Source organism: Pseudomonas sp. B20 (genome assembly GCF_020515755.1).
Taxonomy (GTDB): Bacteria; Pseudomonadota; Gammaproteobacteria; order Pseudomonadales; family Pseudomonadaceae; genus Aquipseudomonas; species Aquipseudomonas syringae.
In genome coordinates, this window is sequence record NZ_JAHPJG010000021.1 from 46,278 (window position 1) to 71,742 (window position 25,465).

Annotated in this window: 20 protein-coding genes and 1 pseudogene; 9 read left to right on the forward strand and 12 right to left on the reverse strand. The window is 60.4% G+C overall.

From position 1 onward, the window contains the following. Positions 1-11: 11 nt before the first annotated feature. Together recF and gyrB are read left to right on the forward strand one after the other, a co-directional pair. The gene (gene recF / locus LIX91_RS19905; RefSeq protein ID WP_003340176.1) at positions 12-1,115 is read left to right on the forward strand and encodes a DNA replication/repair protein RecF; all 1,104 of its coding nucleotides are present in this window, start codon (positions 12-14) and stop codon (positions 1,113-1,115) included. 4 nt (positions 1,116-1,119) lie between these two features. Beyond that, the gene (gene gyrB, locus LIX91_RS19910; protein WP_003340175.1) at positions 1,120-3,537 is read left to right on the forward strand and encodes a DNA topoisomerase (ATP-hydrolyzing) subunit B; all 2,418 of its coding nucleotides are present in this window, start codon (positions 1,120-1,122) and stop codon (positions 3,535-3,537) included. 142 nt (positions 3,538-3,679) lie between these two features. Here the strand turns inward: gyrB and hopBF1 are convergent, their stop codons facing one another. The 5 genes from hopBF1 to glyQ form a co-directional block, all read right to left on the reverse strand. Further along, positions 3,680-4,285: a T3SS effector protein kinase HopBF1 gene (gene hopBF1, locus LIX91_RS19915; protein ID WP_003413772.1), complete on the reverse strand. Its 606-nt coding sequence runs from the start codon at positions 4,283-4,285 to the stop codon at positions 3,680-3,682. 572 nt (positions 4,286-4,857) lie between these two features. Beyond that, entirely contained in the window at positions 4,858-5,628 is a 771-nt protein-coding gene (locus LIX91_RS19920; protein ID WP_003315938.1) for a lysophospholipid acyltransferase family protein, read from the reverse strand. Between the two features lie 65 nt (positions 5,629-5,693). Next, the gene (gmhB, locus tag LIX91_RS19925; RefSeq protein WP_003413774.1) at positions 5,694-6,236 is read right to left on the reverse strand and encodes a D-glycero-beta-D-manno-heptose 1,7-bisphosphate 7-phosphatase; all 543 of its coding nucleotides are present in this window, start codon (positions 6,234-6,236) and stop codon (positions 5,694-5,696) included. A 12-nt stretch (positions 6,237-6,248) separates the two neighbouring features. After that, positions 6,249-8,303 carry a glycine--tRNA ligase subunit beta gene (glyS, locus tag LIX91_RS19930; RefSeq protein ID WP_003413776.1) on the reverse strand — a complete coding sequence of 685 codons (2,055 nt, stop codon included), beginning with the start codon at positions 8,301-8,303 and terminating at the stop codon, positions 6,249-6,251. Beyond that, positions 8,300-9,247: a glycine--tRNA ligase subunit alpha gene (gene glyQ, locus LIX91_RS19935; protein WP_002551326.1), complete on the reverse strand. Its 948-nt coding sequence runs from the start codon at positions 9,245-9,247 to the stop codon at positions 8,300-8,302. Before glyQ ends, glyS begins: the two co-directional genes overlap by 4 nt. 80 nt (positions 9,248-9,327) lie before the next feature. Between glyQ and LIX91_RS19940 the strand changes: the two genes are divergently transcribed. Both LIX91_RS19940 and LIX91_RS19945 read left to right on the forward strand, forming a co-directional pair. Then, entirely contained in the window at positions 9,328-9,879 is a 552-nt protein-coding gene (locus LIX91_RS19940) for a DNA-3-methyladenine glycosylase I (protein ID WP_226489021.1), read from the forward strand. A 38-nt stretch (positions 9,880-9,917) separates the two neighbouring features. After that, positions 9,918-10,805 (forward strand): lysophospholipid acyltransferase, encoded by an 888-nt coding sequence (locus tag LIX91_RS19945; RefSeq protein WP_226489022.1) that lies wholly within the window; start codon positions 9,918-9,920, stop codon positions 10,803-10,805. A gap of 68 nt (positions 10,806-10,873) precedes the next feature. Here the strand turns inward: LIX91_RS19945 and LIX91_RS19950 are convergent, their stop codons facing one another. The 5 genes from LIX91_RS19950 to def all read right to left on the reverse strand — a co-directional run bounded on the left by LIX91_RS19950 (position 10,874) and on the right by def (position 17,595). Beyond that, positions 10,874-13,237 (reverse strand): FdhF/YdeP family oxidoreductase, encoded by a 2,364-nt coding sequence (locus LIX91_RS19950; RefSeq protein ID WP_226489023.1) that lies wholly within the window; start codon positions 13,235-13,237, stop codon positions 10,874-10,876. A gap of 153 nt (positions 13,238-13,390) precedes the next feature. Next, positions 13,391-14,764: a Trk system potassium transporter TrkA gene (gene trkA, locus LIX91_RS19955; protein ID WP_003413782.1), complete on the reverse strand. Its 1,374-nt coding sequence runs from the start codon at positions 14,762-14,764 to the stop codon at positions 13,391-13,393. Between the two features lie 4 nt (positions 14,765-14,768). After that, a complete protein-coding gene (rsmB, locus tag LIX91_RS19960; protein WP_100073114.1) occupies positions 14,769-16,094 on the reverse strand; it encodes a 16S rRNA (cytosine(967)-C(5))-methyltransferase RsmB in 1,326 nt (441 codons plus the stop codon). After that, a complete protein-coding gene (gene fmt, locus LIX91_RS19965) occupies positions 16,091-17,035 on the reverse strand; it encodes a methionyl-tRNA formyltransferase (protein WP_100073113.1) in 945 nt (314 codons plus the stop codon). Before fmt ends, rsmB begins: the two co-directional genes overlap by 4 nt. A gap of 53 nt (positions 17,036-17,088) precedes the next feature. Next, a complete protein-coding gene (gene def / locus LIX91_RS19970) occupies positions 17,089-17,595 on the reverse strand; it encodes a peptide deformylase (protein WP_003318474.1) in 507 nt (168 codons plus the stop codon). Between the two features lie 125 nt (positions 17,596-17,720). Between def and LIX91_RS19975 the strand changes: the two genes are divergently transcribed. The 3 genes and pseudogenes from LIX91_RS19975 to LIX91_RS19985 all read left to right on the forward strand — a co-directional run bounded on the left by LIX91_RS19975 (position 17,721) and on the right by LIX91_RS19985 (position 20,583). After that, a complete protein-coding gene (locus LIX91_RS19975) occupies positions 17,721-18,746 on the forward strand; it encodes a LysM peptidoglycan-binding domain-containing protein (RefSeq protein ID WP_226489024.1) in 1,026 nt (341 codons plus the stop codon). Positions 18,747-18,869: 123 nt separating this feature from the next. After that, positions 18,870-19,987: pseudogene (gene dprA / locus LIX91_RS19980) on the forward strand (DNA-processing protein DprA). Positions 19,988-20,025: 38 nt separating this feature from the next. Then, positions 20,026-20,583 (forward strand): L-threonylcarbamoyladenylate synthase, encoded by a 558-nt coding sequence (locus tag LIX91_RS19985; protein WP_003340101.1) that lies wholly within the window; start codon positions 20,026-20,028, stop codon positions 20,581-20,583. A gap of 36 nt (positions 20,584-20,619) precedes the next feature. Here the strand turns inward: LIX91_RS19985 and LIX91_RS19990 are convergent, their stop codons facing one another. Continuing rightward, positions 20,620-21,597, reverse strand: coding sequence for an NADPH:quinone reductase (locus tag LIX91_RS19990; RefSeq protein WP_003413794.1), 978 nt, complete (start codon positions 21,595-21,597; stop codon positions 20,620-20,622). Between the two features lie 171 nt (positions 21,598-21,768). On the opposite strand from LIX91_RS19990, the gene hemF reads away from it, so the two are divergent. Both hemF and aroE read left to right on the forward strand, forming a co-directional pair. Continuing rightward, positions 21,769-22,683, forward strand: a complete 915-nt coding sequence (gene hemF, locus LIX91_RS19995) for an oxygen-dependent coproporphyrinogen oxidase (RefSeq protein ID WP_003421541.1) — start codon at positions 21,769-21,771, stop codon at positions 22,681-22,683. Further along, positions 22,683-23,507 carry a shikimate dehydrogenase gene (aroE, locus tag LIX91_RS20000; protein WP_226489025.1) on the forward strand — a complete coding sequence of 275 codons (825 nt, stop codon included), beginning with the start codon at positions 22,683-22,685 and terminating at the stop codon, positions 23,505-23,507. Before hemF ends, aroE begins: the two co-directional genes overlap by 1 nt. A gap of 258 nt (positions 23,508-23,765) precedes the next feature. On the opposite strand, the gene LIX91_RS20005 is transcribed toward aroE, so the two are convergent. Then, entirely contained in the window at positions 23,766-25,334 is a 1,569-nt protein-coding gene (locus LIX91_RS20005; RefSeq protein ID WP_226489026.1) for a SulP family inorganic anion transporter, read from the reverse strand. Positions 25,335-25,465 lie beyond the last annotated feature (131 nt).

The window sequence follows — 25,465 nt, forward strand, 5'->3', positions numbered from 1 at the left end:
GCGCAACCTAGATGTCTCTTAGTCGCGTCTCGGTCACCGGGGTGCGCAATCTGCACCCGGTGACCCTCTCCCCCTCCCCGCGTATCAATATCCTCTACGGCGCAAACGGCAGTGGCAAAACCAGCGTGCTGGAAGCTATCCATCTGCTGGGCATCGCGCGCTCGTTTCGTAGCAGTCGCCTGCTTCCGGTCATTCAGTACGAACAGCCGTCATGTACGGTTTTCGGGCAGGTCGATCTTGCGCAAGGTGGACACAGCAATCTGGGTGTTTCACGTGACCGCCAAGGCGAGTTCCAGATTCGTATCGACGGGCAGAACGCCAGAAGCGCCGCGCAGCTTGCAGAAATTCTGCCGCTGCAGCTTATCAACCCCGACAGCTTCCGATTGCTCGAAGGTGCGCCGAAGATACGCAGGCAGTTTCTGGATTGGGGAGTGTTCCACGTGGAACCTCGCTTTATGGCCACGTGGCAGCGCCTGCAGAAGGCCCTCAAGCAGCGAAACTCGTGGCTTCGGCATGGTACACTTGACGCCGCTTCACAGGCGGCATGGGACCGTGAGCTGTGCTCGGCAAGTGACGAGATCGACGAGTTCCGCCGGGCTTATATCAAGGCATTGAAGCCAGTCTTTGAACAGACTTTGAGCGAACTTGTTGAGCTTGAAGGTTTGACCCTGAGCTACTACCGGGGATGGGACAAGGAAAAAGAGCTAAGTACAGTGCTTGCCTCTTCCCTCCACCGCGACCAGCAAATGGGCCACACCCAGGCCGGACCACAGCGAGCTGACCTGCGCCTTAGATTAGGCGCGCACAATGCGGCAGATATTCTGTCTCGCGGTCAGCAAAAGCTGGTGGTCTGCGCGCTGCGTATTGCTCAGGGACATCTGGTCAGCCAGGTTCGTCGAGGCCAGTGTATTTACCTGGTAGATGATTTGCCCTCCGAACTGGATGACAACCATCGACGCGCGCTTTGCCGCTTGCTGGAAGAATTACGCTGCCAGGTGTTTATCACCTGTGTAGATCAAGAATTTTTGAGGGAAGGCTGGCAGACGGAAACGCCAGTCGCTTTGTTCCACGTGGAACAAGGCCGTATCACCCAGACCCACGACCATCGGGAGTGATTGCATGAGCGAAAACCAAACGTACGACTCGTCCAGCATTAAGGTGCTGAAAGGACTTGATGCCGTACGCAAGCGTCCCGGAATGTACATCGGTGATACAGACGATGGCAGCGGTCTGCACCACATGGTGTTCGAGGTGGTTGATAACTCGATCGACGAAGCATTGGCAGGCCATTGCGACGACATCAGCATCATCATCCATCCAGACGAATCTATCACCGTGCGCGACAACGGCCGCGGTATTCCGGTAGACGTGCATAAAGAAGAAGGCGTATCGGCAGCCGAGGTCATCATGACCGTGCTCCACGCTGGCGGTAAGTTTGATGACAACTCCTACAAAGTATCCGGTGGTTTGCACGGTGTAGGTGTCTCTGTGGTTAACGCCCTTTCAGAGCTTCTGTTGCTGACGGTTCGCCGTAGCGGCAAGATCTGGGAACAGACCTATGTTCATGGTGTTCCACAGGAACCGATGAAGATCGTCGGTGAAAGTGACAGCACAGGCACTCAGATCCACTTCAAGCCTTCCGCTGAAACGTTCAAGAACATCCACTTCAGCTGGGACATTCTGGCCAAGCGGATTCGTGAGCTGTCCTTCCTGAACTCCGGTGTTGGCATTGTCCTCAAGGATGAGCGCAGCGGTAAGGAAGAATTGTTCAAATACGAAGGCGGTCTGCGCGCATTCGTCGAGTACCTGAACACCAATAAAACGCCGGTCAACGAAGTGTTCCACTTCAACATTCAGCGTGATGACGGTATCGGTGTCGAGATTGCTCTGCAGTGGAACGACAGCTTCAACGAGAACCTGCTGTGCTTCACCAACAACATTCCGCAGCGTGATGGCGGTACTCACCTTGTGGGTTTCCGTTCTGCGCTGACGCGTAACCTGAACAACTACATCGAGCAGGAAGGTCTGGCCAAGAAGCATAAGGTCGCGACCACTGGCGATGACGCGCGTGAAGGTCTGACTGCGATCATTTCGGTCAAGGTGCCTGATCCGAAGTTCAGTTCGCAGACCAAGGACAAGCTGGTTTCGTCCGAAGTCAAAACGGCTGTCGAACAGGAAATGGGCAAGTACTTCTCCGACTTTCTGTTGGAAAACCCGAACGAAGCCAAAGCGGTTGTCGGCAAGATGATCGACGCAGCCCGTGCCCGTGAAGCTGCGCGCAAGGCGCGTGAGATGACCCGTCGTAAAGGCGCACTGGATATCGCTGGCTTGCCGGGCAAACTGGCTGACTGCCAAGAGAAAGACCCTGCCCTCTCCGAACTGTACCTGGTGGAAGGGGACTCTGCTGGCGGATCAGCCAAGCAGGGGCGTAACCGTAGAACTCAGGCCATCCTGCCGCTCAAGGGCAAGATCCTGAACGTTGAAAAAGCGCGTTTCGACAAGATGATCTCTTCGCAGGAAGTGGGCACCTTGATCACTGCGCTTGGCTGCGGTATTGGCCGTGAAGAGTACAACATCGACAAGTTGCGTTATCACAACATCATCATCATGACCGATGCTGACGTCGACGGCTCGCACATCCGTACCCTGCTGCTGACGTTCTTCTTCCGTCAGTTGCCCGAACTGATCGAGCGTGGCTACATCTACATCGCTCAGCCGCCGCTGTACAAGGTCAAGAAAGGCAAGCAGGAGCAGTACATCAAGGACGACGAGGCCATGGAAGAATACATGACCCAGTCGGCCCTTGAAGACGCCAGCCTGCACCTCAGCGAATCGGCACCGGGTATCTCCGGTACCGCGCTGGAGAAGCTGGTCAACGACTTCCGCATGGTCATGAAGACCCTCAAGCGCCTGTCGCGTCTGTACCCACAGGAACTGACCGAGCACTTCGTCTACCTGCCGCCGATCACCCTCGAGCAACTGTCGGATCACGAGGGCATGCAAGCCTGGCTGGCACTGTTCGACGCGCGTCTGCGCACCGGCGAGAAGTCGGGTCTGGTCTACAAGGCCAGCCTGCGTGAAGACCGTGAACGTAATGTCTGGCTGCCAGAGGTCGAACTGATCTCCCACGGCCTGTCGAACTACGTCACCTTCAACCGCGACTTCTTCGGCAGCAACGACTACAAGACCGTTACCGCTCTGGGCGCGCAGATCAGCACGCTTCTGGAAGAAGGTGCCTACGTGCAACGTGGCGAGCGCAAGAAGCCCGTCAACGAGTTCAAGGAAGCCCTCGCCTGGTTGATGGCCGAAAGCACCAAGCGCCACACCATCCAGCGCTACAAAGGTCTGGGTGAAATGAACCCGGACCAGCTGTGGGAAACCACCATGGACCCGAGTGTGCGCCGCATGTTGAAAGTCACCATCGAAGACGCCATCGGCGCTGACCAGATCTTCAACACCCTCATGGGTGATGCGGTCGAGCCACGCCGTGACTTTATTGAAAGTAATGCGTTGGCCGTGTCCAACCTCGACTTCTGATGAAAGCGTGATCGAACACCAACCCCGGCGAAAGCCGGGGTTTTTGTTTGTGGAGTTTGGCCTGCTCGTCAGTCGACGGCGCTGCCCCCTTCCCTGTTTCTACAAAATGCAACCTGCGTCATCTGAGGCTATTCAGGGCCTTTTAATCACTGTCGTCCAGCAGGTTGTTCAACGCAATGGCGCGCAAGTCTCGAACTTTAGCGATGCTTTTTTCTGGCGACGACCGGATCACATCTCTTGGGTCATTGATTCGCACCCGACCATACCCATCGATCAGGAACTGTAAGTCTTCAATGTGCAGGCTATGGGTTCTGAGTCTGGATATGATCTCATCACAGTCCTTCATAACGTTTTTATTGAAAGCCATGTCGGTTGGAATGTGTTTACGGTTATGGATAACGTCTTCGGAGTCCAGCGCATGATGGATGTAGTCTTTCGCTATCCCGACCTTGTTATCGTATTTGACTAAGGCGTGTGCATCAACGACCGGAAACCCGAGGTTTTTCAGGTGTTTGGTCATCTTTAGCTCTTTTGCTGCGTATTCATTTCCGGAAATAATCCCGGTTGTGTCTGGCCGGATCAGGCATATGCATTGCCGTGGATCCTGCCGAGAATGATAAACGTCCTTCTGACTTCCGCTTCCAAGCTTTTCGCCCACGGAAGGGATTGAGGTAAATTCAGCAGGCGCGGTGACATCCTGGATACCGGGATGTCGCTGGATGGAGGCAGCATTGGAAATACTTGGCATGGTGGTCTCAGCTCTCTATACGACTTTACGGGTGTATGGCATTCGCGAGTGGAGTCTTCGCGATCCTTTGCAGTGAGTGATGAATTGAGTGAGTTGGGTTCCCGGGTTTTTTGCACACATTAGATACGGTGTGTGGGGTCTGGCAGGGTCGGCCACTTAAGAACAAGACTACTGGCCGTTGAGAGACTCGATAACACCACCCCTTTGAGCTGACTTCAAACGTGAGTAGCGTTCTGCTCGATGCTGCTTAGATAGAGGTGACGAACGGCAAACCAACCCGTCGATCTTGGCTGATGTCGAGCTGTGCTTCGGTGATGCAGTTATTGCTCAACGCCCGCTTGCTGTCCTGATCCAGACTCATATTCCACTGCTGTTCGCCGGTACTGCCCTGACCGTGGTCAATCGCACGCCAATAAAAAAACCGACCTCTAAAAGGTCGGTTTTTTATACGTCACCAAAACTTATGCACGTTTTTTACGTGTTAATCGCTTTTAGAAATAAGCAGCGTAATTAGAGGCTTACCATTGGTTTCAACCGTTTTTCCAAAATCCGTACACAGGTTATCCACAAAATCACGCCGGGACTTTTTCGGGGGTTGCTGCAGGCTCGACAGGCGAACCCATCGCGCGTTGTGTGTCTTCATTCCAGGTCTGTACACGGTCATTCAACGCAGCAATGGCGCGTGGGCCTGTGCCTTCTGCATACATCGGCTCGCCGATAACCACTTGAATGGTGCCTGGTTTTTTCGCCCAGCCGTCGCGAGGCCAGTACTTGCCTGCGTTGTGCGCGACAGGCAGCACAGGCAGATCAGCGTTCACTGCCAGTGCAGTACCGCCGCGAGAGAATTTTCCGACCTGGCCGTAAGGCACGCGTGTGCCCTCCGGGAAGATCAATACCCAGACGCCATCCTTGAGCAGCTCGTCGCCCTTCTTGGCAATTTCCCTGAGTGCGGCTTTCGGGTTTTCGCGGTCGATGGCGATCGGGCGCAGCATTGCCATCGCCCAGCCAAAGAACGGCACATACAGCAGTTCACGCTTGAGGACCTGACTCATCGGCTCGAAATACGCCGACAGAAAGAAGGTCTCCCAGGTGCTCTGATGATTGGAGATGATCACGCAAGGGGTTTTCGGGACGTTTTCAGCGCCAGTCACTTCGACCTTGATGTTCAGGAACACCTTGGTCAGCCAGATGGCGCAGCGGCACCAGTAGACGTTAATGAAGCGATAGCGGGCTTTGAACGGCAGAAAAGGCGCAATGAAAAAACTCAACGTGCACCACAACAGCGAGCTGGTGCCCAGCAACAGGTAAAAGAAGAAGGTCCTGATTGCCTGCATGATCGACATAGTTACGTTTACCGTACGGGCAGGTGCCCGCTCCTTGAGCGTCCTGAACCTGAAGAGCTGACTGTTCAGTGAGCGCTGTTGTGGATAAGTTCTGCGGCAACTGCCGCCAGATCGTCAAAAATCAATGTGCCTGCCGGCATTCCGCCTTCCATCGTCTTGCGTCCTTTGCCGGTCATCACCAGCACAGGCTGAGAATCGACGGCCAATGCGGCCTGCAGGTCACCCTTGCTGTCGCCCACGAACCAGAGACCTTTGAGGTCCGCTGCGTAATGACGGGCGATGGCCTGCAGCATGCCGGGTCTTGGCTTGCGGCAGGTACAGCCATCGTCTGGCCCATGCGGGCAGTAGACGATCAAACCGAGCTCGCCGCCCTGCTCTGCCACCAGCTTGCGCAAGCGCACGTGCATGGCATCCAGAGTGGCCAGATCGTAATAACCTCGGGCAATGCCCGACTGGTTGGTGGCGACGGCCACCGTCCAGCCGGCCTTGCTCAGCGCTGCGATAGCTTCGATCGAGCCAGGAATGGGCAGCCACTCCGCCACCGACTTTATGTAAGTGTCGGAGTCATGATTGATCACGCCATCCCGATCAAGTATCAGCAGTTTCACAGCGACTCCTTGTCAGCCCAGCAGCGAGATGTCGGCGACGCCGAGGAACAGGCCGCGCAAGCGCGACAACAGGGCATAACGGTTTGCACGCACGTTGGCGTCTTCCGCGTTGACCATCACGGCTTCGAAGAACGCATCGACCGGCTCACGCAACATCGCCAGACGCGCCAGCGATTCGCTGTACTGACGCTCGGCAGCCATAGGCTGGATCGCGTGATCGGCCTGCTGGATGGCCGAGTACAGCGAGAACTCGTTGGCGTTGTCGAAATACTTGGGCTCGACGGTCTGGGCAATGCTGCCCTCGGCCTTGCTCAAGAGATTCGATACACGCTTGTTCACTGCGGCCAGTGCAGCGGCCTGTGGCAGTTTGCGGAAGGCCTGGACCGCCTGGACGCGCTGATCGAAATCCAGCGCCGAAGCCGGTTGCAGGGCACGTACCGAGAGGTACACCGCCACGTCGACGCCTTCGTCTTCATAACGCGCACGCAGACGATCGAAGATGAAGTCGAGCACCTGCTCCGCCAGACCGGCCGGCTTGATCTTCGCGCCGAACTGCGTGACAGCGAATTTCACCGTTTCGACCAGGTTCAGGTCGAGCTTCTTCTCGATCAGGATACGCAGGATGCCCAGTGCTGCACGACGCAGGGCGTACGGGTCCTTGCTGCCGGTGGGCAGCATGCCGATACCGAAGATCCCGACCAGCGTGTCGAGCTTGTCGGCAATCGCCACCGCAGCGCCGGTCAGCGTGGTCGGCAGCTCAGCACCTGCGCCACGTGGCATGTACTGCTCGTTGAGCGCCAGTGCGACGTCTTCAGGTTCGCCGTCGGCCTTGGCGTAGTAGTAACCGGCAATGCCCTGCATTTCCGGAAACTCGCCGACCATCTCGCTCGACAGGTCGCACTTGGACAGCAGACCGGCCCGCGCAGCACGCTGGGCGTCGCCGCCGATGCGTGGTGCGATGTAAGCGGCCAGTTTCGACACACGCTCGGCCTTGTCGAACACGCTGCCCAACTGCGCCTGGAACACGACGTTCTTCAGACGATCGTTGAAGGTTTCCAGCTTCTGCTTCTTGTCCTGCTTGAAGAAGAACTCGGCGTCGGTCAGGCGTGGACGCACCACCTTCTCGTTACCGGCGATGATCTGTGCCGGGTCCTTGCTCTCGATGTTGGCCACGGTGATGAAGCGCGGCAGCAGCTTGCCGTCGACATCCAGCAGGCAGAAATATTTCTGGTTGTCCTGCATGGTGGTAATCAAGGCTTCCTGAGGCACTTCCAGGAAGCGCTCTTCGAACGAGCACACCAGCGGAACCGGCCACTCGACCAGACCGGCCACTTCGTCCAGCAGGCTTGGCGGCACGATGGCGGTGCCTTCCTGCTGGGTGGCCAGTTCGTCGACGCGCTTGCTGATGATCTGGCGACGTTCGTTGAAGTCGGCCAGTACATGAGCGGCGCGCAGGTCACTGAGGTAACCGGCAGGCGAGGAAATGCGCACGTCTTGCGGATGGTGGAAGCGATGACCGCGGGAATGACGACCCGCGCTCTGGGCGAGGATCGTGCAATCGACGACCTGATCACCAAACAGCATCACCAGCCACTGGGTCGGCCGCACGAACTCTTCCTTGCGAGCACCCCAGCGCATGCGCTTGGCAATCGGCAGGTCGTTCAGCGAGTCTTCGACGATGGTTGGCAACAGCGACGTCGTCGGCTTGCCGAGGATGGTCTGGCTGTAACGCAGTTTCGGGCCGCTCTGATCGATTTCGCTCAGGTCGACGCCGCACTTCTTGGCGAAGCCCAGGGCGGCCTGAGTCGGGTTGCCGTCGGCATCGAACGCTGCCTGACGCGGTGGGCCGTCGAGGTTGACGCTGCGATCCGGTTGTTGCGTGGCCAGTGCGGTAATCAGCACGGCCAGACGACGCGGTGCGGCGTAGACCTGTTTGGCGCTGTAGGTCAGACCTGCGCCTGCGAGGCCTTTTTCAATACCGGCGAGAAACGCATCGGCCAGCGAGACGAGGGTCTTGGGTGGCAGTTCTTCGGTGCCCAGTTCGACCAGAAAATCTTGAGCACTCATTGCGCTGCCTCCAGCTTGGCCAACACTTCATCGCGTAGATCGGGCGGCGCCATCGGGAAGCCGAGACGGGCCCGGGCCTGCAGGTAGGCCTGAGCCACCGAGCGGGCCAGCGTGCGTACGCGCAGGATGTATTGCTGACGCGCCGTCACGGAAATCGCGCGACGGGCATCCAGCAGGTTGAAGGTGTGCGAGGCCTTGAGGACCATTTCGTAGCCGGGCAATGGCAGCTCCAGCTCGATCAGGCGTGCGGCTTCGCTTTCGTAGAAGTCGAACAGCTCGAACAGCTTGTCGACGTTGGCGTGTTCGAAGTTGTAGGTCGACTGCTCCACCTCGTTCTGGTGGAACACGTCGCCGTAGGTCACTTTGCCGAACGGGCCGTCAGCCCAGACCAGATCGTAGACCGAGTCCACGCCCTGCTGGTACATCGCCAGACGCTCGAGGCCGTAGGTGATTTCGCCGGTGACCGGGTAGCACTCCAGACCACCGACCTGCTGGAAGTAGGTGAACTGCGAGACTTCCATGCCGTTGAGCCAGATCTCCCAGCCCAGACCCCAGGCGCCCAGCGTCGGCGATTCCCAGTTGTCTTCGACGAAGCGCACGTCGTGCACCAGCGGATCGAGGCCGATGTGCTTGAGCGAGCCCAGGTACAGTTCCTGGAAGTTGTCCGGGTTCGGCTTGAGAATCACCTGAAACTGGTAATAGTGTTGCAGGCGGTTCGGGTTTTCGCCGTAACGGCCGTCAGTCGGGCGACGGCTTGGCTGTACGTAAGCGGCGTTCCAGGTTTCCGGGCCTACGGCGCGCAGAAACGTGGCAGTGTGGAACGTGCCGGCGCCTACTTCCATATCGTAGGGCTGAAGTACCACGCAACCTTGTTCTGCCCAGTATTGCTGGAGGGCGAGGATCAAGTCTTGGAAGGTACGCACGGCTGGCGTAGGCTGGCTCACAAATTTCACCTGTGCTGGGCTGCGATTCAAAGAGCGGGAGTATACCCGATTCGGCCGCACGTCCACTCGTTGGGAGCCCTATGACACGCTGCTTTTGGTGCAACGAAGACCCCCTGTACATCGCATATCACGATCAGGAGTGGGGAGTGCCGCTGCGCGATGCGCAGAAGCTCTTCGAGTTGCTTTTGCTCGAAGGGTTCCAGGCCGGGCTGTCGTGGATCACGATTCTCAAGCGGCGGGCGCGTTATCGCGAAGTGCTGCACGGCTTTGACGTTGAGCGCCTGGCGCAGTTGAGCGATGCTGAAATAGAGGCGCTGATGCTTGATCCGAGCATCATCCGCAACCGCCTCAAGCTCAAGGCGGTGCGCACCAATGCGCAGGCCTGGCTGGCGCTGGAAGATCCGGTCGCGCTGCTCTGGTCGTTTGTCGGCGGTACACCGAAGATCAATCACTTCAAGGACCGCAGCGAAGTCCCGGCGATTACCGCCGAGGCCGAAGCGATGAGCAAGGCACTGAAAAAGGCCGGTTTCACCTTTGTCGGCCCGACCATCTGTTACGCCTACATGCAGGCCAGCGGCATGGTCATGGACCACACTGTCGATTGCGATCGGTATGCGATCCTGAGCCGCTGACGGTTACACTACCCGCCTCGAGAATCTGGGAGTCATCTGTGGATAAGTTCAAAGGCGCCGTAATGGTCGGGGCGTTGCGATTGTTTGCGCTGTTGCCGTGGCGCGCGGTGCAGTGGACAGGCACCGCGATTGGCTGGCTGATGTGGAAGCTGCCCAACCGTTCGCGGGAAGTGGCGCGGATCAATCTGTCCAAGTGCTTTCCCGAGTTGAGCGAGCCGGAGCTGGAAAAGCTCGTCGGCCGCAGCCTCATGGACATCGGCAAGACCCTGACCGAAAGCGCCTGTGCGTGGATCTGGCCGGCACAGAAATCGATCGACCTGGTGCGTAAAGTCGAAGGGCTCGATGTGCTCAAGGACGCGCTGGCGTCCGGCAAGGGCGTGGTTGGCATCACCAGTCACCTGGGCAACTGGGAAGTGCTCAATCACTTCTACTGCAGCCAGTGCAAGCCGATCATTTTCTATCGTCCACCCAAGCTGAAAGCCGTGGACGACCTGTTGCGCAAGCAGCGTGTGCAGTTGGGCAACCGCGTGGCGGCGTCAACCAAGGAAGGCATTCTCAGTGTCATCAAGGAAGTGCGCAAAGGCGGCTCGGTGGGTATTCCGGCCGATCCGGAGCCGGCCGAATCAGCCGGCATCTTCGTGCCCTTCTGCGGCACCATGGCCCTGACCAGCAAGTTCGTACCGAACATGCTGGCCGGTGGCAAGGCAGTCGGCGTATTCCTGCACGCCATGCGCCTGCCGGACGGCTCGGGTTACAAAGTGGTACTCGAAGCGGCTCCGGAAGCCATGTACAGCACCGACACCGAAACCTCGGCAGCGGCGATGAGCAAAGTGGTCGAGAAATACGTGCGGGCGTACCCGAGCCAGTACATGTGGACCATGAAGCGCTTCAAGAAACGTCCGCCAGGCGAAGCGCGCTGGTATTAGGAAAGACCGGACGCGGAGCATCCGGAACGGCGTGCCCACGCTGGAGCATGGGCACGATAGTGTTTCCCTCAACTGGCCGCCGCAATCAATCCGCGTCGCTCCAGCGCCACCTGAGTCCCTTCCGGACTCATTCGCACCAGGTTCACCGGGATGGATTTGGCCGCAGGGGTGTTGCCGTGTTTATCCCGGTTGGCCAGTGGTAGCAGGCCGTTGGTTTCCGGGTAGTACGCGGCGCAGCAACCCTGCGGCACGTCGTAGGGTATGACCTTGAAACCCGCTGCACGCCGCGCCGTAGTCGGGTCGAGCGCCGTCTGAAACTCGATGTAGTCCCCTGCCTTCAGCCCCAGGCGTTCGATGTCCTGCGGGTTGAGCATCACCACCATGCGGTCGCCAAATATGTCCCGATAACGGTCATCGTTGGAATACACCGTGGTGTTGAACTGGTCATGGCTGCGGATCGTCATCAACTGCAAATGCTCGGCGCCCGGCGGCGTGTCGTCTTCGTCGTAGATGCCTTCGGGAAAGAGGAAGTTGGCCTTGCCCGACTCGGTGTCCCACTTGCGCTCACTGGCAGCATTGGGCAGACGGAACCCTCCAGGTTCGAGGATGCGCTGATTGAAGTCATAGAACTGTTCGGGCAGCACTTCTTCGATCTTGTCGCGAATCCTGGCGTAGTCGCCCACATAGCTGTCCCAGTCCACCTTGGGATTGGGCGCAAGCGTCGCTTTGGCGATACCGGCAATGATGGCGATTTCGGAAATCAGATGTTTCGACGCAGGCTCCAGCATGCCGGTCGAACCATGCACCATCGACATCGAGTCCTCCACCGTAATGGTTTGCGCCAGGCCGTTCTGCAGGTCGCGCTCCGAACGCGCCACGCACGGCAGCAGAAAGGCCTTCTGGCCATGGACTGTCGCGCTGCGGTTGAGCTTGGTGTTGACCAGCACCGTCATTTTCAGGCGGCTGACGGTCGGGCAGATCACATCGGTGTCCGGGATGGCGCGGAAGAAATTGCCGCCCATGGAGATGAGCGCCTCCACCTCGCCACGCAGCAGGGCTTCGCAGGTCTCGGCCACGGCATGGCCTTTTTTTCGGGACGCTTCGAAACCGAACACCTTGCTCATGCTGGCCAGAAACGGTTCGCCGGCCTTTTCATAGATGCCCATCGTCCTGTCGCCCTGTACGTTGGAGTGTCCACGTACCGGGCAAGCCCCCGCGCCGAGCTTGCCGATGTTGCCGCGCAACAGCAGCAGGTTGATGATCTGCTGCGTGGCATCACCACCACGCTTGTGCTGAGTGACGCCCATCCCCCAGCAGCAGATGACCCCCTTCGAGCGCTTATAAACCGCAGCCACCTCTTCGATGGCCTGACGCGTCAAACCAGAATGGCGCTCGATGATGTCCCAGGGCAACTGCCGGCAATAATCGGCGTACTGCTCAAAACCATGGGTGTGTTCTTCAATGAACGCCACATCGAGTACACGCGGCAGGTTTTCACGCTGCGCCACGTCATCAGCTTCGATCACGGCTTTGCAAACGCCTTGCAGGGCGATCATGTCGCCGCCGATCCTGACCTGATGGTACTGCGAGCTGATTTCCACCCCATGCAGACTGAGCATGTCGCGCGGGTCCTGCGGCGCCGCAAAACGTACCAGCGCCCTCTCCCGCAGCGGGTTGAAGGAGATGATGCTCGCGCCCCGGCGCGCGGCGGCGTGCAGCTCGGACATCATGCGCGGGCTGTTGGTCCCGGGGTTCTGGCCGATGATAAAAATCGCGTCGGCGTTCTCGAAATCTTCCAGCGTCGTGGTGCCTTTGCCGACCCCGATCGACTCGGGCAGCGCCGCTGTGGTGGTCTCATGGCACATGTTCGAGCAGTCAGGAAAGTTGGCCATGCCGTACAGGCGACCGAACAGCTGATACAGAAAGGCGGCTTCGTTCGACGTGCGCCCGGAGGTGTACAGCTCCAGCTTCCACGGGTCGCTCAGGCCGCGCAGCTCTGCGCCGATCTCGGCGAACGCCTCGTCCCAGGTGACGGGCAGGTATTTGTCACTGGCAGCGTCGTAGCGCATCGGCTCGGTAATACGGCCTTCTGCTTCCAGCTGGTGATCGCTCCAGGTCGCCAGTTCGCTGACCGTATGCCGGGCGAAGAACTCAGGGGTCACGCGTTTCTTGGTCGATTCCCAGGCCAGTGCCTTGGCACCGTTCTCGCAGTATTCAAAGGTGTGCGGCTTCTTTGGGTCTGGCCAGGAGCAACTGGGGCAGTCGAAGCCGCCAGGCTTGTTCATGGACATCAGCGTGCGGTTGCCCTTGATCAGCACATGCTGGTGCAACAGGTGCTTGTTGACCGCACTGAGCGCGGGCCAGCCACCCGCCGGCGTGCCGTCGGTCTGTGATCCCTGAAGCGGGGCCGGGGAATTTTCCGATTCGGACATGGGTGTGTTCTCTCTCATAAAGCCCGTGAAGGCATGAAGCTCGTGTGTCTGAGATACACGGGCTCAGAGAGAATTCGCCCGAGTCGACGAGCGTTGCCGACAGGGCGCGTCGGCAAGAGGTTCAGTCAGGGTCATACCCTGTTCAGGAGCGGTTCAGAAAAAGCTCAGGCCGACCTGAAACAGCCGCTCGACATCGCGAATGCATTTCTTGTCCACAAGGAACATGATCACATGGTCACCGGACTCGATCACGGTGATGTCATGGGCGATAAGCACCTGTTCGTCGCGGATCACTGCGCCGATTGCCGTGCCGGTCGGCAGGTTGATGTCCTTGATGGCGCGGCCGACGACCTTGCTGGATTTCGAGTCGCCGTGAGCGACGATCTCGATGGCTTCGGCTGCACCGCGTCGCAGCGAATGCACGCTGACGATATCGCCGCGGCGCACGTGGGCCAGCAGCGTGCCGATGGTCGCCAGTTGCGGGCTGACCGCAACGTCGATTTCGCCACCCTGCACCAGATCGACATAGGCCGGGTTATTGATCAGCGTCATCACCTTGCGTGCGCCCAGACGCTTGGCCAGCAGCGACGACATGATGTTGGCTTCATCGTCGTTGGTCAGCGCCAGGAACAGGTCGGTGTTGCCGATGTTTTCTTCCAGCAGCAGGTCGCGGTCCGATGAGCTGCCCTGCAGCACCACCGTGCTGTCCAGGTGCTCCGACAGATAGCGGCAGCGCGCCGGGCTCACTTCGATGATCTTCACCTGATAGCGGCTTTCGATGGCCTCAGCCAGCCGCTCGCCGATGTTGCCGCCACCGGCGATGACGATACGTTTGTAGTTCTCGTCCAGGCGCCGTAGCTCGCCCATCACGGCGCGAATATCAGCCTTGGCGGCGATGAAGAACACCTCGTCGTCGGCCTCGATGACCGTGTCGCCATTCGGCAGTATCGCCCGGTCGCGGCGGTAGATCGCCGCGATGCGCGTTTCGACATTCGGCATATGCGCTCGTAGCTGGCGCAGCGGTTGACCGACCAGCGCGCCGCCGTAGTAGGCTTTGACCGCGACCAGTTGCGCTTTGCCTTCGGCGAAGTCGATCACCTGCAGCGCACCGGGGTACTCGATCAGACGCTTGATGTAGTTGGTGACGACCTGCTCCGGACTGATCAGCACGTCGACCGGGATCGCGTTTTTATCGAACAGGCCTGCGCGTGTCAGGTACGCCGCTTCACGGATGCGCGCAATCTTGGTCGGCGTGTGGAACAGCGTGTGAGCCACCTGACAGGCGATCATGTTGGCTTCGTCGCTGCTGGTCACCGCGACCAGCATGTCGGCGTCGTCCGCGCCGGCCTGACGCAACACCGCCGGGTAGGAGCCTTTGCCCTGCACGGTGCGGATGTCAAGGCGGTCGCCCAGATCGCGCAACCGGTCGCCGTCAGTGTCGACCACGGTGATGTCGTTGGCTTCGCCCGCCAGATGCTCGGCCAGCGTACCGCCTACCTGGCCTGCACCCAGAATGATGATTTTCACGCGCTTACTCCCGCGCCGCCGCGATCTTGATCAGTTTGGCGTAGTAGAAACCGTCGTGGCCGCCTTGCTGGGCCAGCAGCTGGCGACCATGGGCTTGCTTGATACCCGCGGGCGGCTGTCCGGCCTGCCCGGCGATGTCCAGCTCTCTGGCTCCGGAGGTACGCGCCAGAAACGCCTCGATGACGTCGGTGTTTTCGGTCGGCAGTGTCGAGCAGGTCGCGTACACCAGCATGCCGCCTACCTGCAGCGTAGGCCACAACGCGTCGAGCAGCTCGCCCTGCAAGGCCGCCAGCGCGGCGATGTCATCTGCCTGACGAGTCAGTTTGATGTCCGGATGACGACGAATCACGCCGGTCGCCGAGCACGGTGCGTCGAGCAGGATGCGCTGGAACGGTTTGCCGTCCCACCACTGCGCTGTCTCGCGTGCATCGGCGGCAATCAGCTCGGCATCCAGACCCAGGCGATCGAGGTTTTCACGCACGCGCACCAGACGCTTGGCTTCCAGATCCACCGCCACCACGCCGCTCAGTTGCGGCTGCACTTCCAGCAAATGGCAGGTCTTGCCGCCCGGTGCGCAGCAGGCATCGAGTACCCGTTGCCCGGGGGCCAGCTCCAGCAGGTCGGCGGCCAGTTGCGCGGCTTCGTCCTGCACGCTGATCCAGCCTTCGGCAAAACCGGGCAGCGAGCGCACATCGCACGGCTCGGCGAGGAGGATGCCGTCCTGACTGAAGGTGCACGCACTGGCCTGCAGGCCTGCAGTGTTGAGCAGTTCGAGGTATTGATCGCGACGGTTGTGGCGTCGGTTGACGCGCAAGATCATCGGCGGGTGCGCATTGTTGGCCGCGCAGATGGCTTCCCACTGTTCCGGCCAGGCGGCTTTCAGGGCTTTCTGCAGCCAGCGCGGGTGGGCCGTACGCACCACCGGGTCGTGCTCCAGCTCGATCAGCAGCGCCTCGCCATCACGTTGCGCATTGCGCAGCACGGCGTTGAGCAAGCCTTTGGCCCAGGGCTTTTTCAACTTGTCGGCGCAGCCCACGGTTTCACCGATGGCGGCGTGGGCCGGAATGCGGCTGTAGAACAGCTGATAAAGGCCGACCAGCAACAAGGCTTCAACGTCGGCGTCGGCGGCCTTGAAGGGCTTTTGCAGCAGCTTGGCCGCCAGTGCCGACAGGCGTGGCTGCCAGCGCGCGGTGCCGAATGCCAGGTCCTGCGTCAGGCCACGATCACGCACCTCGACCTTGTCCAGTTGAGTAGGCAACGAGCTGTTCAGCGAGGCCTTGCCGCTGAGCACGGCAGCCAGTGCCTTGGCGGCGGCCAGACGCGGGTTCATTGGCCCAGCACCGTGCCGATGGCAAACTTCTCGCGGCGGCTGTTGAACAGGTCGGTGAAGTTCAGTGGCTTGCCGCCCGGCAATTGCAGACGGGTCAGGCGCAGCGCGTTCTGCCCGCAGGCGACGATAAGTCCATCCTTGCTGGCGCCAAGAATCGTCCCCGGCGCGCCCTGCCCTTCGGCCACATCGGCGGCCAGGACTTTCAGGGTTTCCTGGTTCAGCGTGCTGTGACAGATCGGCCAGGGGTTGAAGGCGCGGACCAGGCGCTCAAGCTCATCGGCCGGACGTGTCCAGTCCAGACGCGCTTCGTCCTTGTTCAGTTTGTGGGCGTAGTTGGCCAGGCTGTCATCCTGAACCTCGCCGACCAGCGAACCGTCTGCCAGACCGGCAATGGCCTGCAACACAGCAGGCGGACCGAGTTCGGCCAGGCGATCATGCAGCGTGCCGCCCGTGTCCTGCGCGGTAATCGGGGTAACGGCCTTGAGCAGCATCGGCCCGGTGTCCAGGCCCGCTTCCATGCGCATCACGGTTACGCCGCTCTCTGCATCACCGGCCTGCACCGCGCGCTGAATCGGCGCGGCGCCGCGCCAGCGCGGCAGCAGCGACGCATGGCTGTTGATGCAGCCCAGGCGCGGAATATCCAGCACCACTTGCGGCAGGATCAGGCCGTAGGCGACGACCACCATCAAATCCGGTTGCAGCGCTGCCAGTTCAGCCTGCGCAGCAGGATCGCGCAGTGTGGGCGGCTGCATGACCGGTACGTCGTGTTGCAGCGCCAGTTGCTTGACCGGGCTGGGCATCAGCTTTTGTCCACGACCGGCCGGGCGATCGGGCTGGGTGTACACGGCAACGATCTGGTGAGGGCTGTCGAGCAGGGCCTTGAGGTGTTCGGCGGCGAATTCCGGGGTGCCGGCGAAGACGATGCGCAGTGGCTCAGTCATGCAGTTCTCATTATAAAAAAAGGCCTGTTCAGGCCTTTTGGGGTAACGACGGATCAGGCGTTGAGCTTGTGCTGCTTTTCGAGCTTCTTCTTGATCCGGTCACGCTTGAGGTTGGACAGGTAATCGACGAACAGCTTGCCGTTCAGGTGATCGCATTCATGCTGGATACAGATGGCGAGCAGGCCCTCGGCAACCAGTTCGTAAGGCTTGCCGTCACGGTCCAGCGCCTTGACGCGGACCTTTTGCGGACGGTCGACGTTCTCGTAGAAACCGGGGACCGACAGGCAGCCTTCCTGATACTGATCCATTTCATCGGTCAGTTTTTCGATTTCAGGATTGATGAGGACCATCGGTTCGCTGCGGTCTTCGCTCAGGTCCATGACGACCACGCGCTTGTGGACATTGACCTGAGTCGCGGCCAGGCCGATACCTGGCGCTTCGTACATGGTTTCAAACATGTCGTCGACCAACTGGCGAATGCCTTCGTCTACCATCGCCACAGGTTTGGCGATGGTGCGCAGGCGCGAATCGGGAAATTCGAGGATGTTTAGAATGGCCATATACGTAAGAGCTGCACTGTTAAGGTAAAGTCAATGTTGGGTGCCGGGCCCGGGAGTTCAAGGCAGGCAGCCCAGGACAGGACTCTAGGGTTCGCGTGAGGCAACATGATAAAGGGATTCACCGCATGAGGAAATCACTACTCGCCCTGCTGCTGCTGACTGCCAGCGGTCTTGCGCAGGCGCAAGTGCAACTCAGGGAAGGCTATCCGCAGAGCTACACCGTTGTCGCCGGGGACACACTCTGGGATATTTCCGGCAAGTTCTTGCGTGAACCGTGGAAATGGCGCGAGATCTGGCGGGCCAATCCGCAAGTCCATGATCCCGACCTGATCTACCCTGGTGACACCCTTGCGCTGACCTGGGTCGATGGTCAGCCGCGTGTGACGCTCAATCGCGGCGAGTCGCGCGGCACCATCAAATTGTCACCGCTTGTGCGCAGTACGCCGATGGTCGAAGCCATTCCGAGCATTCCGTTGGGCGCGATCAACGCATTCCTGATCAACAATCGGATTGTCGACAGCGTCGAGCAGTTCGAAAAAGCGCCCTACATCGTTGCGGGCAATGCCGAGCGCGTGCTCAGTGGCAACGGTGATCGCGCCTATGCACGGGGCGCGCTTGACCCGTCGCACAGCGTCTACGGCATCTTCCGTCAGGGCAAGACCTACATTGATCCAGAGACCAAGGAAGTACTGGGTATCAACGCCGATGATGTCGGTAGCGCCGAGGTGGTTGCCACCGAAGGTGACGTCTCGACCCTGATTCTGCAGCGCTCCACGCAGGAAGTGCGTCTGGGCGATCGTTTGTTCAGCAGCGAAGAGCGGGCCATCAACTCGACGTTTTTGCCCAGCGCTCCGCAGGCGCCGATAGAAGGTTTGATTCTGGATGTGCCACGCGGCGTCACTCAGGTCAGCGTGCTGGATGTGGTCACGCTCGACAAGGGCAAACGCGACGGCCTGACTGAGGGCAACGTGCTGGCGATCTACAAGACCAGCGAAACCGTGCGCGACCGAATCACTGGTGAGCTGGTAAAAATCCCCGACGAACGGGCCGGCCTGCTGATGGTTTTCCGTACCTACGACAAGCTTAGTTACGCCTTGGTCCTGCAAGCCAACCGATCTTTGGCCATCATGGACAAGGTTCGCAACCCGTAGACGCATGTTTCAGATCTGACACGGATTTGTGTGACGAACCAGACACTTATCAAATTGTTGTCAACAGAGTTATCCACAGGTTTGTGCATCATTCGGGATGCACGATGGATCAGGGACGATCTCATGCCATTGTTCGAAAATGCCCCCTCTTCGCCCGCAGAGCTGGAAGCGCGTTTGCGCATGCACCGCTTGCCCGAGATAGGGCCGAAACGCTTTTCCAGGCTGATTGAAGCCTTCGGTTCGGCCTCGTCGGCGCTCAGTGCGCCGGCCAGCGCATGGCGTGCACTGGGCATTCCTGGTGCCTGTGCCGAGGCGCGTCGTGACCCTTTAGTACGTGATGGCGCCAGTGCCGCACTGGCCTGGCTGGAGCGTCCGGGCCAGCATTTGCTGATGTGGGACGACCCTGGCTACCCCGCATTGCTGGCGCAGATCGCTGATCCACCTCCGCTGATCTTCATTGCCGGCGACCCTCGATCCTCGAGCGTCCGCAGTTGGGAATGGTCGGCAGTCGTCGCGCCTCCCGACCCGGGCTGGACACCGCCAGCGCTTTTGCGCGCAGCCTGGCGGCTGCCGGTTTTGTGATCACCAGCGGCCTGGCACGAGGTATTGACGGCGCCGCGCATCAGGGCGCATTGGATGTCGGTGGGCTTACAATCGGCGTGCTTGGCACCGGGCTCGAAAAACTTTATCCACAGCAGCATCGCGCCCTTGCCGCGCAGATGGCGGCCCAGGGCGGCGCAGTGATTTCCGAGTTCCCGCTGGACGCCGAACCGCAGGCCAGCAACTTCCCGCGACGTAACCGAATCATCAGCGGCCTGTCGCTGGGCATACTGGTGGTCGAGGCCAGTGTCGCCAGCGGCTCGTTGATTACCGCGCGACTGGCCGCGGAGCATGGACGAGAGGTGTACGCGATACCCGGCTCGATTCATCACCCTGGCGCCAAGGGCTGTCATCAGTTGATACGTGACGGCGCGACACTGGTCGAGACCGTCGAGCACATTCTTGAAGGCCTGCAGCACTGGAAACGTGTTGCGCCCGGCATCGACCCTGTCACGCCGGCGAAGCCTGCCCCTTGCGATCATCCACTGTTGGCGCTGCTGCACGCCGCACCGCACACCAGCGAGGGCCTGTCGGCGTCATGCGGCTGGCCGTTGCCCAAGATATTGGCAGGCCTGACCGAGCTGGAACTGGACGGACGCATAAGCTGTGAAGCAGGACGATGGTTCGCCAGAGCGCCCTGAGGTTAAACTGCCCCCAAGATTCAGTGGAGAGACAAACAATGGTCAGCAGTTGGCGAGTGCAACAAGCCGCTCAGGATATTCGAGCCGGTGCGGTGATTGCCTACCCGACCGAGGCAGTCTGGGGGCTGGGGTGCGATCCATGGGATGAAGAAGCGGTCTATCGTCTGCTGGCGATCAAGTCACGGCCGGTGGAAAAAGGCCTGATCCTGATTGCCGACAACATTCGCCAGTTCGACTTCCTGTTCGAAGACTTCCCCGAATTGTGGCTCGACCGCATGGCCAGCACCTGGCCTGGGCCCAACACCTGGCTGGTACCGCATCAGAACCTGCTGCCCGAGTGGATCACCGGCATTCACGAAACCGTGGCGCTGCGTGTTACCGATCACCCTACTGTGCGTGAACTGTGCGCGCTGGTCGGTCCGTTGATCTCCACCTCCGCCAACCCGGCGGGTCGCCCTGCCGCGCGTTCGAGATTGCGCGTCGAGCAGTACTTCCGCGGGCAGATCGACGGGGTTCTCGGCGGCAGCCTGGGCGGCCGTCGAAACCCCAGCGTGATACGCGATATCGCGACTGCGCAGATCGTGCGCGCCGGCTGACGCTGGCGCACACAGCGCGGGTTCAGTGGTAGACGATCAAGGGATCAGAATGGTCGAGCCAGTGGTGCGCCGGGCCGACAGCTCGGTCTGCGCCTTGGCGGCGTCCTTCAGGGCGTACTGCTGAATGCCGTCGACCTTGAGCTTGCCGCTGGCGAGCATGTCGAACAGCTCGTCAGCCATGGCCTGCAGGTTCTGCGCATTGTTGGCGTAAGAGCCCAGCGTCGGGCGAGTGACATACACCGAACCCTTTTGCGCCAGAATCCCGAGATTCACGCCCGAGACCGGCCCGGACGCATTGCCGAAGCTCACCACCAGCCCGCGTGGCGCCACGCAGTCGAGCGACGTTAGCCAGGTGTCCTGGCCCACCCCGTCGTAGACCACCGGGCATTTCTTGCCGTCAGTCAGCTCCAGCACGCGCCTGGCGACGTCTTCGTGACTGTAATCGATGGTTTCCCAGGCACCCAGCGCCTTGGCGTGAGCGGCCTTCTCCGGCGAACTGACCGTGCCGATCAGTTTGGCGCCCAGCGCCTTGACCCATTGGCAGGCCAGCGAGCCCACGCCGCCCGCAGCGGCGTGAAACAGAATGATCTCGCCCGGCTTTACCTGATACGTCTGACGCAGCAGATACTGCACCGTCAGGCCCTTGAGCATCAGGGCTGCGGCCTGCTCGAAACTGATCGAGTCAGCCAGCTTCACCAGATTCGCTTCAGGCAGCACGTGCACTTCGCTGTACGCCCCCAGCGGCCCGGTGCCGTAAGCGACACGATCACCGACCTTGAAGCGCGTCACCTCGGCCCCCACCGCCTCGACCACCCCCGCCCCTTCGGCACCGAGGCCGGAAGGCAGCGACGGCGCCGGATACAGCCCGCTGCGGTAATAGGTATCGATGAAATTCAGGCCAATGGCCTTGTTACGCACCACCACCGCCTGCGGCCCCGGAGCCTCCGGCTCGAAATCGACATATTCAAGAACCTCGGGTCCTCCGACAGCGCTGAACTGGATACGCTTTGCCATGTGCTCTCTCCTTGATGGTTAAAACAAGCCACGAAAGCCCCCATCGGACTCCTTCCCCGGACCTTCGTCAACTGCCAGCCCGCGCCGCCGATGGTATGCTACGCGCCAATTTGCCTGCGCCTCTTTTGCTGCGGGGGCTCAGCCGTTTGACGTCAGCCGTAAGGGATCCTCATGAGTACCCGTACCGAGGCCGTAAAAGCCTACCTGCTCGACCTGCAAGACCGTATCTGCACTGCGCTTGAACAGGAAGATGGCAGCGCACACTTCATGGAAGATGCCTGGACGCGTCCGGCGGGCGGCGGTGGTCGCACGCGGGTGATCGAGAATGGCACGGTCATCGAGAAAGGCGGTGTCAACTTTTCCCACGTTTTCGGCAGCAATCTGCCGCCGTCTGCCAGCGCTCATCGGCCTGAACTGGCCGGGCGTGGTTTCGAGGCGCTGGGCGTTTCGCTGGTGATCCATCCGCACAACCCGCATGTGCCGACGTCCCACGCCAACGTGCGCTTCTTCATTGCAGAGAAGGAAGGTGAAGAGGCCGTCTGGTGGTTCGGTGGCGGTTTCGACCTGACGCCCTATTACGGCGTCGAGGAAGACTGCGTGCACTGGCACCGGGTTGCCGAGCGCGCCTGCGCGCCCTTCGGCGATGATGTTTACCCGCGTTACAAGGCCTGGTGCGACAGCTACTTCCACCTCAAGCACCGCGACGAGCCGCGCGGCATCGGCGGTCTGTTTTTCGATGACGTGAACCAGTGGGATTTCGACACCAGCTTCGCCTTCATTCGTGCCATCGGTGATGCGTTCATCAATGCGTATCTGCCGATCGTCCGGCGGCGCAAGGCAGCGGCCTATACGGTGCAGCAGCGTGAGTTTCAGGAATTTCGTCGTGGTCGCTACGTCGAGTTCAACCTGGTGTATGACCGCGGCACGTTGTTCGGTCTGCAATCGGGTGGGCGTACCGAATCGATCCTCATGTCGCTGCCGCCGCAAGTGCGCTGGGGTTATGACTGGAAGGCTGCGCCGGGCAGCGAAGAGGCGCGCCTGACCGAGTATTTCCTGACCGACCGCGACTGGCTGGCGGAAAACTGATGGACCAGTACGTCGTCTTCGGTAATCCCATCGGCCATAGCAAGTCGCCGTTGATTCATCGCCTGTTTGCCGAGCAAACCGGGCAAACGCTGGATTACCAAACCTCGCTGGCACCGCTGGATGATTTCACCGCGTTCGCTCAGGCGTTTTTCCTGGTCGGGCGTGGCGCCAACGTCACCGTACCGTTCAAGGAAGAAGCCTGGCGCCTGGCCGACAGCCTCACCCAACGTGCGCAGCGCGCCGGGGCGGTCAACACCCTGAGCAAGCTCGTCGACGGTACTCTGCTGGGTGATAACACTGACGGTGCGGGGCTGGTACGTGATCTGACGGTCAACTGCGCGCGCAGCCTGCGTGGTCAGCGCATTCTGTTGCTGGGCGCAGGCGGCGCGGTGCGTGGCGCGCTGGAGCCATTGCTTGCGCAACAGCCCGCTGCGTTGGTGATCGCCAATCGTACGGTCGAGAAAGCCGAGCGACTGGCGCAGGAGTTCGCCGACCTCGGGCCGGTATTCGCCAGCAGCTTCGACTGGCTTGAAGAGCCGGTGGACGTGATCATCAACGCCACCTCTGCCAGTCTGGCCGGAGAGCTGCCACCGATTGCGCCCAGCCTCATCCAGCCGGGAGTGACCTTCTGCTACGACATGATGTACAGCAACGAGCCCACTGCTTTTTGCCGTTGGGCAACCGAGCACGGCGCGGCGCAGGCGGTGGATGGTCTGGGCATGCTGGTCGAGCAGGCGGCAGAAGCCTTCCTGCTGTGGCGCGGTGTGCGTCCGGAGTCGGCTCCGGTGCTGGCGGAGTTGCGCAGATTGCTGGCTGCGGGTTGATCGGCTATCTGCGGACTATCGTGCCAATGCTCCGAGTTATACACAAGTCCGCTTTTGATTCTGGCCGAAGGCCGTGGAAGCGAACCGGGCGACGCTTCGCTTGTTCGCGAAGGCGGTATTTCAGATGATGAATTTTCGGCGATTATACCTGCCCTTTCGCGAACAAAGTTCGCTCCCACGCCCTTCGGGCAGAAGCCAAATCTACGGGCTTATCGGGACCTTTGTAGAACGCAGAGCGTCGCGGCGATGAGTTACAACTCAATCCTCAAACTGAATCGGGCACTTCTCCGCCCCTTCCAGCTTGTGCAGTTCTTCGATTACCTGCGGCCTGGCATTGCGCAGGACCAGCACTCTGCCCTGCCGGCCCAGACGTCTGGCTTCCTGATGAAGCATCTCCACGCCTGAGTAATCGATGAAGTTGATCTGCTGCGCATCGATCACCACTCGCAGACCTTCGGTACGTTGCAGGCGGGTCTGCAGGTAGTGGCTGGCGCCGAAGAAGATCGATCCGCCGACCCGCAGGACCTCCTCGTCGCCCTCGCGCCATTGCTGGACGCGCGGTTGCGAGGTGCGCTTGAGGTAGAAGAACAGCGAGGCAAGGACACCGGCGTAGATCGCGGTTTGCAGCTCCAGCAACAAGGTGGCCAGACAGGTCAGCGCCATCACGAAAAACTCGGCGCGGCTGACGCGGAACAGCGCACGAATGCCTCGGCGATCCACCAGTCCCCAACAGATCAGCAGAATTGAGGCGGCCATGGCCGGGATCGGAATGTGCGATATCAACGAGGCACCGGCGACGGCGAACAACGCCACCCACAACGCAGAAAACACCCCCGCCAGCGGCGAGCGCGCACCTGCCTCGTAACTCAATGCCGCACGGGTAAAAGACCCGGCTGACAGGTAGCCGGAGAACAGCGAGCCGACCATGTTCGACAGCCCCTGGGCACGCACTTCCTGATTGGCATTGAGCATCTGCTGCGAACGAGCCGACAGCGAGCGGGCAATCGACAGGCTGTTGACCAGCCCGAGCATGCCCACCGCCACGGCGGTCGGCAGCAGCTTGAGGATCAGTTCGAGGTCCAGCGGCAATGGGCTGAAGGGCGGCAGATGGCCGACGAAGGCGCTGACCACACGGACATGGCCGAACATCGCCGGCCACAGCCACACCAGCAGGCTGCTCGATACCAGTGCGATCAATAGCGTCGGCCAGCGAGGCGCCAGAAGCTTGAGTCCGATGCCCAGTGCCAGGGTCAACAGACCGAGCATCAGCGAAGACAGATCGACTTCACGCCAATGCTCGAGCACGGCGGTCAGGCTTTTGAGGGCGGTGGTCTGACTCGGCAGATCGATGCCCAACAGATTGGGCATCTGCCCCAGCGCAATCACCACCGCAGCGCCCAGCGTGAAACCCAGCACTACCGAATGCGAAACGAAATTTACCAGCGCACCGAAGCGCATCATCCCCAGCAACAATTGAAACACACCGGCGATGAAGGTCAGCAGCAGGATCAACATGATGTAGTCCTGACTGGCCGGGACGGCGAGCGGACTGACACTGGCATACAGCACGATGGATATAGCCGCAGTCGGCCCGCAGATCAGGTGCCAGGACGATCCCCACAGACAGGCCACGAGGACTGGAACAATCGCAGCGTACAGACCGTACTCAGGCGGTAGCCCGGCGATCAGTGCGTAAGCGATGGATTGCGGCAGCGCCAGAATGGCGCCACTCAGGCCCACCAGCGCATCACGCCCGACGCTGACGCGATTCTGCTGCGGCAGCCAGGCGAGAAAGGGTAGAAATTTATGGCGATTGAGCCAGCGCATCGGTCCCTCGGGTGAATTGAACGTAGAGGACGCAGAGCGTCCAGAACGGCACGCGGAGCATGGGCACGATAGTTGGATGGCTATCGTTCCCCACGCTCCAGCGTAGGAATGCCTTGGGTGACGCTGCGCGT